At 65.7% G+C, this 12,364-nt stretch carries 12 protein-coding genes; 3 read left to right on the top strand and 9 right to left on the bottom strand.

What is annotated here, in order from left to right:
• The first annotated feature begins 3 nt into the window (after positions 1–3).
• A complete protein-coding gene (locus FXB40_RS08955; RefSeq protein ID WP_148771844.1) occupies positions 4–543 on the top strand; it encodes an adenine phosphoribosyltransferase in 540 nt (179 codons plus the stop codon).
• A 16-nt stretch (positions 544–559) separates the two neighbouring features.
• Here FXB40_RS08955 and FXB40_RS08960 read toward each other — a convergent pair whose 3' ends face one another.
• The 9 genes from FXB40_RS08960 to FXB40_RS09000 all read right to left on the bottom strand — a co-directional run bounded on the left by FXB40_RS08960 (position 560) and on the right by FXB40_RS09000 (position 10,647).
• Positions 560–892: a GIY-YIG nuclease family protein gene (locus FXB40_RS08960; protein ID WP_148771845.1), complete on the bottom strand. Its 333-nt coding sequence runs from the start codon at positions 890–892 to the stop codon at positions 560–562.
• Positions 893–983: 91 nt separating this feature from the next.
• Entirely contained in the window at positions 984–1,652 is a 669-nt protein-coding gene (locus FXB40_RS08965) for a P-loop NTPase family protein (protein ID WP_187436743.1), read from the bottom strand.
• 62 nt (positions 1,653–1,714) lie between these two features.
• Positions 1,715–2,467: a P-loop NTPase family protein gene (locus FXB40_RS08970; RefSeq protein ID WP_148771847.1), complete on the bottom strand. Its 753-nt coding sequence runs from the start codon at positions 2,465–2,467 to the stop codon at positions 1,715–1,717.
• A gap of 195 nt (positions 2,468–2,662) precedes the next feature.
• The gene (locus tag FXB40_RS08975) at positions 2,663–3,910 is read right to left on the bottom strand and encodes a M48 family metallopeptidase (RefSeq protein ID WP_148771848.1); all 1,248 of its coding nucleotides are present in this window, start codon (positions 3,908–3,910) and stop codon (positions 2,663–2,665) included.
• Positions 3,911–3,943: 33 nt separating this feature from the next.
• Positions 3,944–4,504, bottom strand: coding sequence for a LemA family protein (locus tag FXB40_RS08980; RefSeq protein ID WP_148771849.1), 561 nt, complete (start codon positions 4,502–4,504; stop codon positions 3,944–3,946).
• Between the two features lie 134 nt (positions 4,505–4,638).
• Positions 4,639–5,616 (bottom strand): small ribosomal subunit Rsm22 family protein, encoded by a 978-nt coding sequence (locus FXB40_RS08985; RefSeq protein ID WP_148771850.1) that lies wholly within the window; start codon positions 5,614–5,616, stop codon positions 4,639–4,641.
• Between the two features lie 58 nt (positions 5,617–5,674).
• Entirely contained in the window at positions 5,675–9,139 is a 3,465-nt protein-coding gene (gene smc, locus FXB40_RS08990) for a chromosome segregation protein SMC (protein ID WP_148771851.1), read from the bottom strand.
• A 217-nt stretch (positions 9,140–9,356) separates the two neighbouring features.
• A complete protein-coding gene (locus FXB40_RS08995) occupies positions 9,357–10,013 on the bottom strand; it encodes a DsbA family protein (protein WP_148771852.1) in 657 nt (218 codons plus the stop codon).
• A 142-nt stretch (positions 10,014–10,155) separates the two neighbouring features.
• Positions 10,156–10,647 (bottom strand): DUF721 domain-containing protein, encoded by a 492-nt coding sequence (locus FXB40_RS09000; RefSeq protein ID WP_148771853.1) that lies wholly within the window; start codon positions 10,645–10,647, stop codon positions 10,156–10,158.
• Positions 10,648–10,769: 122 nt separating this feature from the next.
• Here FXB40_RS09000 and mutY point away from each other — a divergent pair, with 122 nt between their 5' ends.
• The gene (gene mutY, locus FXB40_RS09005; RefSeq protein ID WP_148771854.1) at positions 10,770–11,888 is read left to right on the top strand and encodes an A/G-specific adenine glycosylase; all 1,119 of its coding nucleotides are present in this window, start codon (positions 10,770–10,772) and stop codon (positions 11,886–11,888) included.
• Positions 11,889–11,940: 52 nt separating this feature from the next.
• Positions 11,941–12,363: a PaaI family thioesterase gene (locus FXB40_RS09010; protein ID WP_148771855.1), complete on the top strand. Its 423-nt coding sequence runs from the start codon at positions 11,941–11,943 to the stop codon at positions 12,361–12,363.
• Position 12,364: the final 1 nt, after the last annotated feature.

The raw sequence follows: 12,364 nt of genomic DNA on the forward strand, positions 1-12,364 counted from the left end.
CCAATGACCTTTGACCACGACCTGAAGGCGAGCGTCCGCACCATTCCCGACTATCCCAAGCCTGGGATCATGTTCCGCGACATCACCACGCTGCTCGCGGATGCGCGCGCCTTTCGCCGCGCGGTCGACGAGCTCGTCAATCCCTGGGCCGGCAACAAGATCGACAAGGTCGCCGGCATGGAAGCGCGCGGCTTCATCATCGGCGGCGCGGTGGCGCATCAGCTCTCGGCCGGCTTCGTGCCGATCCGCAAGAAGGGCAAGCTGCCGCACACCACCGTGCGCATTGCCTATTCGCTCGAGTACGGCATCGACGAGATGGAGATGCATGTCGATGCGATCCAGCCCGGCGAGCGCGTCATCCTGGTCGACGATCTCATCGCCACCGGCGGCACTGCCGAGGGTGCGGTGAAACTGCTTCGGCAGATCGGCGCGAATGTCGTCGCGGCCTGTTTCATCGTCGACCTGCCCGAGCTCGGCGGCGCCGCCAAGCTCCGCGCCATGGATATTCCGGTGCGCACGCTGATGACGTTCGACGGGCACTGAGCGATCGCAGCGATCATCAGATCGCTTCCGCCTTCAGCTCGGCCCGCCAATGCAGCAGGCGCTCCTTCAGGAGCGCGTTCCTGACATAGGCGATCTCCTCATCCTCCAGACGCTCGCATTCGCCGAACGTCAGGCCGGTCTCGCTATGCGCATTCCAGGCGGCCTGGAGGCTGCGGCAGGGGTGGCTGCCCTGGCGCAGGGTGAACCAGATGCGGTTCTGGATCGTCTCCAGGTTCGGCGCCTGGCCGACCCAGGCCTCGCCCGAAGCCGCGCAGCGGACCACATAGATGCCCGCAATGGTCTTCCGCTCCTTGTAGGCGGCGATGGCTGCTTTCCGGTCGGTGCTCACGGGGGATGGCCTTGGCTGGAGGGGACGCCGATCGACGCCTCAATAAGCCCAAGCCGGCTCGCAGTCAATATTATCCGGGTAAAATTATCGACTAGGACCGCTGCAGGATCAGGCTGAGCTCGAGCTCGCGGAAGGCGAGGTAATTCCGCCGGATCCACTGGTGCAGCTCGGTCGAGGAGTCCTTCTCCTGGCGCAAATAGCCGGTGAAGGAGAAGTTCAGCCGGTCGATATAGGTCTTGAGGAAGCCGGGCAGCGCCGGCAGGCGGAACAGCCGACCGCCGGCCATCGCCGGCGGCAGCTCGCCGCGGATGATGAACTCGTTGTCGACGATGATCAGGTTCACCCGTGGGATCTGCTGGCGCAGCATCTCGTGGGCGCGGGCGGAGACACGGTCGGTGTCGGCGACGAACAGGATCATCGGCGCGACATGCCGGCGCGCCGCTTCCTTGAGCAAGCCGATCTCGTCGGTCATTTTGAAGAACTCGTCGAAGGCGTGGAAGCCGAGGTCGATGACCTTGGCGAGCCCGTCGTCGACGATGACGCGGTCCATCAGCTGCATCTTGCCGTAGGTGTCGATCACATCAGCCGTTTCGGTGACCTTTGGCAGATAGTCGAGCAGCGACGGTTCCTTCAGATTGACGTCAAAGGCCGTGACGTTGCCGTTCTTGAGCAGCAAGAATTCGGCAAGCAGCCGCGCCAGCAGCGTCTTGCCGACCTGCGGGCGGGGCGAGCAGATGATGTAGAGGGGCGTCGCTGGCATCACGAGCTATTATCTGAGCGAACTCACCGCCCAATCCAGTCGTATCTGCCCATACTCTGCAACTATTTTTCGCTGCTGCGGCCGCCGGGCTTGGAGCCGACGATGTCGGTCAGGTGGATGCGGTCGAACTCGCTCCAGACGTTCGCCAGCCAGTGCCGGACATAACCGCGCAGCACGAACGAATAGTTCGCGGCCTCGTCGTTGATGCCCTTGTTGGCAACGAATTTCAGGAATGGGACGGAGGAGACCTCGACCTGCTCATAGGCCATTTCGTTGAGCTTGGGGATGGTCAGCTCGGTCGCATCCTTGATGCGGTGGAAGTAGGAATTGTACGTGGCCTGGTCCCACTGGAAGAACTGGGTGTCGTTGATGAAGTTCTTCACCAGGAAATATTTGGCGCCGGTCATGAAACCGGCCGTCTCCGCGATCTCGTCCAGCGAGGCGATCGAGGGTCCCAGGATGTGGAACACCGCGAAGGTGATCTGGCCAGCCTTGGCGGCGTCGAGGAAACCGATGTCGCGCAGCGAGGCCAGAGCCGGCGAGAGCAGGCCGGCGCGGACGTCGATCACGGTCACCGACGGGCTCGTCGCGTTGAGCGTATCGAAAATCTTCATCTGGTCCGACGTCGTCGTCATGTCGACGATCTCGGTGATGTCAGGGTGAAAGCGCTTCAGCGTGCCGCGCGGGGATTCCGTGTCGAAGGCGCGGGTCGGCACGTTGTTGGCGGAAAAATAATCGAGCAGGGTGCGCGATACCGTGGTCTTGCCGACCCCGCCCTTGTCCGCGCCCACCACAACCACTGCCGGCTTTGCCATTGCTGTCCCCTAACGCGCGCCCCCGATCACGATGTCGCAATCGGCCGGGCCCCAAATCGATGTCCCGAGTCTGCTGTTGGGCGCGAACATGGCAGAAACAAGGGAGAATTCAAATCTCTGGCACAGGCCAGCGGCAATTCCCGCAGTTTTTCCCAAACGCATTGAAACCGGCTTGAGGCGCGGCAGATCGCACGCTCAGTGGCGGCCCCATGGACCCATGGGATTGCCGATCGGACTGCCCAACGGATTGCCGCCCGCGGTTCCGGAGGGGCTTGGCGCAGGGACGGGCGGTGGCGTGGCCCGGCCGCCTGCATCGTTCCACGGACCCTGCGGTAGTGCCGGCGGGGCGTCCTGCTGATCGGCCTGTGCCTCGGGCTCGTCCGCGGCGGGCTGTTCCGTCTCGTCGGCCGGTGGTGGCAGCGGACCGGGATCATGGCCGCCGGCGAACTTGACCAACGCGTCGACGCGGGACTGCACCGAGGGGTGGGTCGCGAACAGATCTGAAAAGCCTTCGCGCGGATTGTCCAGGCAAAGCTCCATCACCGCCGACGTCGCGCCCGGCAATTCGCCGCGACCTTCGATCTTGCGCAGCGCCGAGATCATGGCATCAGGATTTTTCGTCAGCTCGACCGAGCCTGCATCCGCCAGATATTCGCGCGAACGCGACAATGCGAGTTTGACCACTTGCGACACCAGCCAGGCCACCACGATCAGCACGACTGCGATGATGATGACCACGATTGCGCCGCCGCCGGAGCTCTTGTTGTCGCTCGATGACGAGGACGACCGCGACGACGAGGAGGAGCCCGATGACCACGATCCGCCGCGGGAGCTCCAGCTCAAATTCGTGAACAGGCGGAAGAACAATTCGCCGAAGAAGCCGACCACGCCGGCGATGATCACGGCGACCACCATCAGCTGGACGTCGCCGTTCTTGATGTGGGTGAGCTCGTGGCCCAGCACAGCCTCGATCTCCTGGTCATTCAGTGCTTTCAGCAGGCCGGTGGTGACGGTGACCGCATATTGCCGCGGGTTGAGGCCGGTCGCGAATGCGTTCAGCGCCGGGCTCTCCATGATCTTCAGCTTCGGCATGGTGATGCCGCGCGAGATGCAGAGATTTTCCAGCAGATTGTAAAGCCGCGGCTCCTCCTGCCGGGTGACGTCATGACCGCCGGTGACGGCGTCGATCATCGACTGGTGGAAGAAATAGGCGATGATGATCCAGGCGACCGCGGCGATCGTCGCGAAGGGCGCTGCCTTGAGCAGATCAGCGAAGGCGCGGTTCAGATAATAGGCGACGGTCTCGTTGCCGTTGATGACGACCTCGGCGACCAGCGCGCCGGCATACACCAGCACATAGACCAGCGCGAACAGGCCGGCGAGCAATAGCATCGAACGAAACTTGTTCGAGGCGATGTGCGTGTAGAGACCATACGCGGCCATGACGCGTTGCCCTGCCGGCCTATCGGCTCAAAATCAGAACTTCACCTGAGGCGCGGCCTCGACCTCGGTACGGCTCACGCCGAGATCGAAGAAGTCCTTCTTGGTGAAGCCGAACATGCCGGCGAACAGAGCGGCAGGCATTTGCTGGATACCGGTGTTGTATTCCTGGACCGCGTTGTTGAAGAAACGGCGGCTCGCCGCGATCTTGTTCTCGAGGTCGGAGAGCTCGGATGCGAGCTGCTGGAAATTGGCGTTGGCCTTGAGGTCGGGATAGGCCTCCGACAGCGCGATCAGCCGGCCGAGCGCGCCGGAGAGCTGGTTCTCGGCGGCGGACACCTGCGTCGGCCCCTGCGCCGACATCGCCGAATTGCGCGCCTTGATGACGTCGTCGAGCGTGCCGCGCTCATGCGACGCATATCCCTTCACGGTCTCGACCAGGTTCGGGACCAGATCGTGGCGCTGCTTGAGCTGCACGTCGACATCGGCAAAGGCCTGGCCAACGCGCTGGCCCAGCGCCACCAGCCGGTTGTAGGCGCTGAAGGCCAAGAACACGAGGACGACGATGACGCCGAGAACGATCCAGCCGGTCGACATGGAGAACTCCTGAAGGGGATTGAGGCGGGCAGCGTAACCCAAAACGGAGCCGGGGGAGAGCCCGGCGCGGAGGAAAGGTAAGACTTGGTCGGATCGGGAGCCATCCGAGTTCAAGGCAAAAGCGCCGAACGGGGTTAACTTTCGGACAGAACGGCATCACCCCAGCGCCAGCGACGGGCGCCCGCATACGCGGCCTTGTCCCGCCGCGGGACCTTCGCGAGTTGGACGTCTTGCTCCGTGCAGAGCTTCGCCGTGATCTCGGCCTTGCCGACATCCGGCGGCGCCAGCACGCGGGCGGCGCGGGCCGTTGGCGGCGCGCGGGTCAGGGCGACGTAAATGAAGCGTTCGTCCTCGAACGGCACCTCGCCGCCCTTGATCTGGCGGTGCGCTTGCGAGCGCGGCAGGCGTTGGTTGAAATGGCACCAGTCGGGCGCGATCAGCGGGCAGGGCTTTTCGTGTGGGCAAGGCGCGGCGACATAAGCACCGGCCGCAATCAGTTGCTGGCGCAGCGCGAGGATGCGGGCGGTGCCGGCAGGCGTGCCGGGCTCGATTACGACCAGCGCGTGGCGCGCTTTTGCCCACATTGTCTCGGCGAGCTTGCGCTGGTCATTCTCGCCAAGCTCGCCGATGACGTAGCTCGCGACGACGAGATCGGCTTGCGCGACCTCGGCGAGATTTGTGGCGGCATCGCCCGGCAGATAACGGCAATCCGAGAGGCGCGAGCTATCCTGCACGAGCTCGAGCGCGAGCCGGCTCAGGGTGGCGTTGGCGTCGAGCAGTGTAAAATCTTGTAACGAGGAGAACGCCTCCGCGGCGGCCCAGCTCGCAGTGCCCGGGCCTGCGCCGACGTCGAGCAATGTTCTGGGAGCAAGGTCCGGCGCGATCTCGGTGAGCGCGCTCAGGCTTGCGGCGACGGCAGCGTAAGTCGCCGGCATGCGCGCCAGCGCATAGGCGAGCGCATCGGCTTCCGACTTGATCGTGCCGGAGCCGCCGCCGGCGCGGTAGGTGGTCGAGATTTTCTGCGACCGCTGTGCCGCGTCGGTACGCGAGAAGCCCTGCAACCTGGCGTCGAGGGCGGCCTTGAGTTCGGCGGGGAGGGTGGGTGAGATCATGGTTGCCTACCGTCATTCCGTGGTCTCGCTCCGCGAGCCCGGAATGACGGCAGAGATATCACGCCACGTTCTGGTCGAGAATGTCCACTGCCTCTTGCAGGTTCACCGAGACGAGCTGCGAGACGCCGCGCTCGGCCATGGTGACGCCGAACAGCCGGTTCATCCGCGCCATGGTGATCGGATTGTGCGTGATGATGACGAAGCGCGTGTCGGTCGAGGCGGTCATCTCGTTCAGCAGGTTGCAATAGCGCTCGACATTGTGGTCGTCGAGCGGTGCGTCGACTTCGTCCAGCACGCAGATCGGCGAGGGGTTCGTCAAGAACACCGCGAAGATCAGTGCCATCGCGGTCAGCGCCTGCTCGCCGCCCGAGAGCAGCGACAGCGTCTGCGGCTTCTTGCCCGGGGGTTTTGCGATGATTTCGAGACCGGCTTCCAGCGGGTCGTCGCTCTCGATCAGGTGCAGGGCTGCTTCGCCGCCGCCGAACAGCTCGACGAACAGGCGCTTGAAGTGGTTGTTGACGACCTCGAACGAGGTCAAGAGGCGCTCGCGTGCTTCCTTGTTGAGGCTCTGGATGCCCTGGCGCAGCCGCTTGATGGCCTCAACCAGGTCGTCGCGCTCGGTGACCAGGCCCGTGTGCTGGGTCTCGACCTCGCGCAGCTCTTCCTCGGCGCGCAGGTTGACGGCGCCCAGGCGCTCGCGATCGCGGCGCATCTTTTCGAGGTCTTCCTCGATGTTGTGCAGCGGCGGCAGCTCCGTGCCGGGCTCAAGCTCGGCGAGGCCGGCGACGGCCTGCGGCTCGACTTCGAGCATGTCGCGGATCTCGCGCTCGATGTCATCGAGCCGGCGCCGCGAACCTTCCATGCGCTCCTCGGCACGCGCAGTGGCTTCGCGGGAGCTCGACAGCGCTTCGAGCGTCAACTTCGCGGCGCGGTCGGTTTCCGCCATCAGGGTTTCGGCGGTGGCGAGCGCGTCGGCGGCCATGCGGCGGTCGTTCTCGGCGTACTCGATCTCGGTGATCAGCGCGCTGCGCTTCTCGGCGAACACGGCCGGCGCGTTTTCGAGATCGCTGCGCTCGATCGAGACCTCGGTGATGCGGGTCTGGATGGTGTCGATATGGGAGGCCGCGCTCTCCTTGCGGTTCTGCCATTCGGTGCGCTCGGCGAGGATCGCCTGGACGCGGCGATCGGCAAGCTCAGCCTCGCGCGCCAGCGCCTGCGCCTCCGCGCGGACCTGGGCGGCCATGCGGCGATGGCCTTCGATGTCGCTGCGGACGGCGGCGAGACGGGTCTCGGTGTCCTCGCTCGACGGCAGCTCGCTGATGCCGGCCTCGGCGTATTCGTACGCGGCTTCGGCCTCGGCGCGGTCGGCGGCGAGACGGCTGTGCGCCTCCGACAGCGTGGCCTTGCGTGCGGCGTGGCGGCTGATCTCGCGCTCGGCGGTGGCATGGCGCTCGCGTGCGACGTTCAGCTCGCGCTGCGCAGCACGCCATGCTTCACGCGAAGCGCCTTCGGTGCTGGCCGCCATCTGCAGCTCGGACTCGGCGTTCTCCAGCGCCTGACGCTTGATCTGCGCGTCGATGCGGGCCTGCTCCAGCTCGTTCTCGATGTCGACGAGGCGGGCGCGCTCGGCGAGGCGCCGCGCGGCGCCGGTCGGGGCGTGAGCGGCGGCGACAAAGCCGTCCCAGCGCCAGACGTCGCCTTCGGGCGAAACCAGACGCTGGCCGGTCTTCAGCTGCGACACCAGCTCGGCACCGCGCTCGCGCGGCACGACGCCGATCTGCGCCAGGCGGCGCGTCAGCTCGGCCGGGGCCTGCACGTGGTTGGCGAGCGGGGTGACGCCTTCGGGCAATTCCGGATCGCCCTCGGTGACACCGGCATTGGTCCAGCGCATCGGCGCCGAGGGATCGACCGGCGCATCGAGGTCGTCGCCGAGCGCGGCACCGATCGCCTTTTCAAAGCCCTTGTCGACGGTGATGCCGTCGATGATCGGCGGCCACAGGTTCTTGGTCTCGCCGTTGACGATTTTTGAGATCGTGCGCGCCTCGGTATCGAGTCGCTGCACGCGCTTGTCGGCTTCATTGAGCGGCGAGCGCGAGGATTCCAGCGTCTGGCGCGCGGCGACATGCGCGGCTTCGCTCGCTTGGGCTGCGGCTTCCGAAGCGGCCAGCGTCTGCTCGGCGGTCTCGACCGTTGCGGTCAGCTCGTCGAGATCGCCGAAGCCGCCGGTCTCGGCGGCGAGCTTCTGCTCTTCCGTGGCGACGTTCGTGATCTCCTGGTCGAGACGCGCAAGCTTGTCGCGGTGGGTGCGGACGTTGGCTTCGAGTTGATTGCGCTTGGCAGTGAGGTCGGCGAGCGCGGTGGTGAGCTCGGCGAACTGCTGCTCGGTTTCGGTCAGCACCGCTTCGGCTTCGCCGACGCGCTCGTCGACGCCGGAGCGCTTCTCGACGCGCGACTTGATCTCTTCCTTCAGCTCGGCATCTTCGGTGTCGAGCCGCTGCAGCGCGACATCGGCGTCCATGGTCTGCTGCTGGGCGCGCGCGATGTCGCCTTCGAACTGGGCGAGGCGGCGCTCGAGCTCGGCGACGCGCTCCTTGGCGCGCTCTTCCTCGCGGTCGAGCAGTTCGCGGGCATTGGTGAGGCGCTGAAGACCCGCCGCAGCGCGTGCTTCGGCATCGCGCAGCGCCGGCATTTCGGCGGCACGGATGGCCTGGATGCGGGCGGCTTCGGCCTGATGCTGGGTGCGCTCGGCCATCTCGCGCACGGCGAGATCGTGGGTCTGGCCGGATTCGTTGACGTCGGCGTGGGCGCCGATCCAGCGCAGGTGGAACAGGGTGGCTTCGGCCTTGCGGACCTTGGCCGCGACTTCGCGATAGCGCACCGCCTGGCGGGCCTGCTTCTTCAGGCCTTCCATCTGGCCTGCGAGCTGGCCGATCACGTCCTCGACGCGGGTGAGGTTGGTTTCGGCTGCCTTCAGCCGCAGCTCGGCCTCGTGGCGACGGGCGTGCAGACCGGCGACACCGGCGGCGTCTTCCAGCACGCGGCGGCGCTGTTCGGGCTTGGCCTGAATGATTTCGCCGATCTTGCCCTGGTGGACGAGGGCCGGCGAGCGCGCGCCGGTGGCGGCGTCCGCAAACAGGATCTGCACGTCACGGGCGCGGACGTCGCGGCCGTTGATGCGATAGACCGAGCCGGCCTCGCGCTCGATGCGGCGGGAGATTTCGAGCAGCTGGCTGTCGTTCATAGCGGCAGGCGCGGTGCGATCGGCATTGTCGATCGTCATCGTCACTTCGGCGTGGTTGCGCGCGGGACGGTTGCCGGAGCCTGCGAAGATCACTGCGTCCATGTCGGCGGCGCGCAAGCTCTTGTACGAGGTCTCACCCATCGCCCAGCGCAGCGCCTCGACGAGATTCGACTTGCCGCAACCGTTGGGGCCGACCACGCCGGTCAAGCCGGGCTCGATGACGAAGTCCGTGGGCTCAACGAAGGACTTGAAGCCGTGTAGGCGCAGGCGGGTGATTTTCATAAGCACGCATCTCTGTTGGCAGGCGCGAATCCCCCTGCCGGGACAATACCATGGAAGGCAGTGTCGCTATCTGGGGCGAGTCGCGCAGGGCGCCTCATGCGGCGGACAATGGCCGCGGTGTGCCGCGAGGGCAACCTGCGAAAGCCGCTTTTCCCAAGGGATTTATGCCGGGAAAGATACGGCTTTCGAGATGCGAATCAGAGTCTTGACGAGCGAATCAGCTCTTCAGCAGCGGATTGATCTTCTTGGCGAACTCCTCGAACGAGGTCTCGCCCTTGATCTTCTCGCCGTTGATGAAGAACGTCGGCGTCGAATCGACCTTCAGAACGTCGCTGGCATATTTCTGGTCGGCGGCGATCTTGTCGAGCAGTGCCTGGTCCTTCAGGCAGGCTTCCACCTGCTGCTGGGTCAGGCCGGCCTGCTTGCCGATCCGCGTCAGCGTCTCGGTGGTGTTCTTCACAACCCAGTCGTTCTGCTGGCGGAACAGCATGTCGGTGACGGCAAAGTATTTCGGCGCGTCGCCATTGGCGATGCAGCGCGACAGCATCGAGCCGGCGGCGGCTTTGATGTCGAGCGGGAACTCGCGGAAGATGTAACGGATCTTGCCGGTGTCGATGTATTCCGACTTGATCTTGGGGAACACCTGCTCGTTGAAGGCCGCGCAATGCGGGCAGGTCATCGAGGCGAATTCGGTGATGGTGACGGCAGCGTCCTGCGGGCCGAGAGCCATGTCGGGCAGCGACACGGGCTTGGCGACATCGCCGGCGGCCTGAGCCATAGCTTCCGAGATGAACCGCAGCGGCGAGAGCCCGGCGAGCGCGGCAAGACCGGTCAGCGACAGCATCGTGGTGAAGGCGCGGCGGGTGATGATCAAGGTCGGCTCCCGAATTGGCGTGGTCTCGCCCCGAGGTTCATATTCATATGAAGGTTCCCGGGCGGCCTGTCGCTAGCTTGAAACATGGTTTGAGGCAATGGCGAGCGGCAGGGGCAGGTCCAGATTGGCCGCGAAATGAGGCTCAATTTCGCTTGATGGCGGCCCCGAGCCGCGCCAGTGCCGTCTTCAATTCTTCATCTTCGATATCCCCCAGGCTCTCCGCCTCCTTGGCGACGGCCTTGGGGTCCGGCGGGGCGGGCCGCACCGGGCGCCGGGGGCGCGACAGCGGGGCCTGGCGGAAGGCGAGCTTGCCGACCGCGCTCCAGCCAAAGAAGCGGTTGACCCGCTCCAGGATCACGTCGGCTGAGTGCTGGATCTCCAGCGCCATCGGGCCTTCGACCCGCAGCACCAGCGTCGCCGGCTCCTGCGGCTGGCCCTCGACCGGCCGCGGCCATTGCATCTTGAGCGGCTCGGCATGGGCGGCGATCTCAGGCCCGGCAATCTGCTCCCACCGCGTCACCAGCTCGCGCGCCGCAAAGCCCTGCTTGGCATAGGCCTCGGCAAAGACGTCGTTGAGCAGGATCCCGAGCGGCTTGGCGCTGATGGGGCCGGGTTTGGGAGGGAATTTGGCCATGCGGCCTTATAGCACTTCGGCGCGCGGGCCGCAGACTCCTCGCAGCGAAGAAAGACGTGGATGCCCGCGACGAGCGCGGGCATGACGTGGAGAGGCCGGTGCATTCTCGTTACAGTAAGGACATGAGTCCCAAATCTGCCCTGAAGGCGAAATCGGAACCCGGTCAATCGGAGATCGTGTCGCGGCCAGTCGCGCTGCTCGCCTGGTACGACCGCCATCGCCGTAGGCTGCCCTGGCGCGCCGCGCCCGGGGAGACGTCGGATCCCTACCGCGTCTGGCTGTCGGAAATCATGCTGCAGCAGACCACGGTGAAGGCGGTCGGACCTTATTTCGAGAAGTTCGTCGCGCGCTGGCCGGATGTCACGGCATTGGGGAACGCCTCGCAGGATGACGTGCTGCGGATGTGGGCCGGGCTCGGCTATTATTCGCGCGCGCGCAATCTCTACGCCTGCGCGGTCGCGGTGACGTGCGAGCATGGCGGCGTCTTCCCCGATACGGAGGAGGGACTGCGTGCGCTTCCGGGCATCGGGCCCTACACAGCCGCGGCGATTGCGGCGATCGCGTTCGATCGCCACACCATGCCGGTCGACGGCAATATCGAGCGCGTGGTGTCGCGCCTGTATGCGGTCGAGGAAGAGTTGCCGCAGGCCAAGCCGCTGATCCAGCAACTGGCAGCGACGCTGCTCGCCAACTCCCGCGCCGGCGATAGTGCCCAGGCGCTGATGGATTTGGGCGCCTCGATCTGCACGCCGAAAAAGCCGGCCTGCTCGCTGTGCCCGCTGAATGAGGATTGCACGGCGCGCGCGCAGGGAACGCAGGAGGCGTTTCCGCGCAAGGCGCCGAAGAAGAGCGGAACGCTGCGGCGGGGTGCCGCCTTCGTCGTCACGCGCGGTGATGAGCTGCTGGTCCGCTCAAGACCAGAGAAGGGTCTGCTCGGCGGCATGACCGAGGTGCCGGGCTCCGACTGGCGCGCTGGGCAAGAGGACGCGACGGCAAAGCAGCAGGCGCCGGACTTAAAAGGGCTGTCGCGATGGCAGCGCAAGGTCGGCGTGGTCACCCACGTCTTCACGCATTTCCCGCTGGAACTCGTGGTCTACACGGCGAAGGCCGGGGCTCGCACGCGCGCGCCCGAGGGCATGCGCTGGGTTCCGATCGCGACCCTGGCCGAAGAGGCGCTGCCCAACGTCATGCGCAAGGTGATCGCGCACGCGCTGGACCTTTCATCGGCCCGATCCTCCTGACAATACCCTGGCAGCAGCGCTACGCTATCAGCGCGCGATACGGAGGCTGCCAATGGTCAAGACCGCGCTCGACAACTTCAAGAGACCGCCCTGCGCCGAGCTGTTGGGATGGCGGCTGCTCGATGCCCGTCCCGAGGACGGCTGGATCAAGCTCGGCTTCGAGGGCAAGCCTGAGTTCTGCAATCCCGCCGGCTTCATCCAGGGCGGCCTGCTCTCCGCCATGCTGGACGACACGATGGGCCCTGCCGTGCTGGTGATGAGCGAAGGCCGGCTCTACACCACGACGATCAGCATGACCGTGAATTTTCTGGCGCCTGCAAAGCCCGGCCCGATCATCGGCGAGGCAAAGGTGACGCAGCTTGGCAAGACCATTGCGTTCGTCGAGGCCAAGCTGATGGCGGAGGATGGCACGGTGCTGGCGACGGCGAGCGCGAGCGAGCGGCTGCTCGAGGCGGCGAGGGTGGTGGGCAAATAGC

Origin of the sequence: Bradyrhizobium rifense, assembly GCF_008123425.1 — a bacterium.
Lineage (GTDB): Bacteria > Pseudomonadota > Alphaproteobacteria > Rhizobiales > Xanthobacteraceae > Bradyrhizobium > Bradyrhizobium rifense.

Excerpts from the sequence above, each read along its gene's own strand:
- FXB40_RS08985 (WP_148771850.1), bottom strand. The coding sequence starts at position 5,616 with ATGATCTCACCCACCCTCCCCGCCGAACTCAAGGCCGCCCTCGACGCC.
- FXB40_RS09000 (WP_148771853.1), bottom strand. The coding sequence starts at position 10,647 with ATGGCCAAATTCCCTCCCAAACCCGGCCCCATCAGCGCCAAGCCGCTC.
- FXB40_RS09010 (WP_148771855.1), top strand. The coding sequence starts at position 11,941 with ATGGTCAAGACCGCGCTCGACAACTTCAAGAGACCGCCCTGCGCCGAG.
- mutY (WP_148771854.1), top strand. The coding sequence starts at position 10,770 with ATGAGTCCCAAATCTGCCCTGAAGGCGAAATCGGAACCCGGTCAATCG.
- smc (WP_148771851.1), bottom strand. The coding sequence starts at position 9,139 with ATGAAAATCACCCGCCTGCGCCTACACGGCTTCAAGTCCTTCGTTGAG.
- FXB40_RS08980 (WP_148771849.1), bottom strand. The coding sequence starts at position 4,504 with ATGTCGACCGGCTGGATCGTTCTCGGCGTCATCGTCGTCCTCGTGTTC.
- FXB40_RS08965 (WP_187436743.1), bottom strand. The coding sequence starts at position 1,652 with ATGCCAGCGACGCCCCTCTACATCATCTGCTCGCCCCGCCCGCAGGTC.
- FXB40_RS08955 (WP_148771844.1), top strand. The coding sequence starts at position 4 with ATGACCTTTGACCACGACCTGAAGGCGAGCGTCCGCACCATTCCCGAC.
- FXB40_RS08975 (WP_148771848.1), bottom strand. The coding sequence starts at position 3,910 with ATGGCCGCGTATGGTCTCTACACGCACATCGCCTCGAACAAGTTTCGT.
- FXB40_RS08970 (WP_148771847.1), bottom strand. The coding sequence starts at position 2,467 with ATGGCAAAGCCGGCAGTGGTTGTGGTGGGCGCGGACAAGGGCGGGGTC.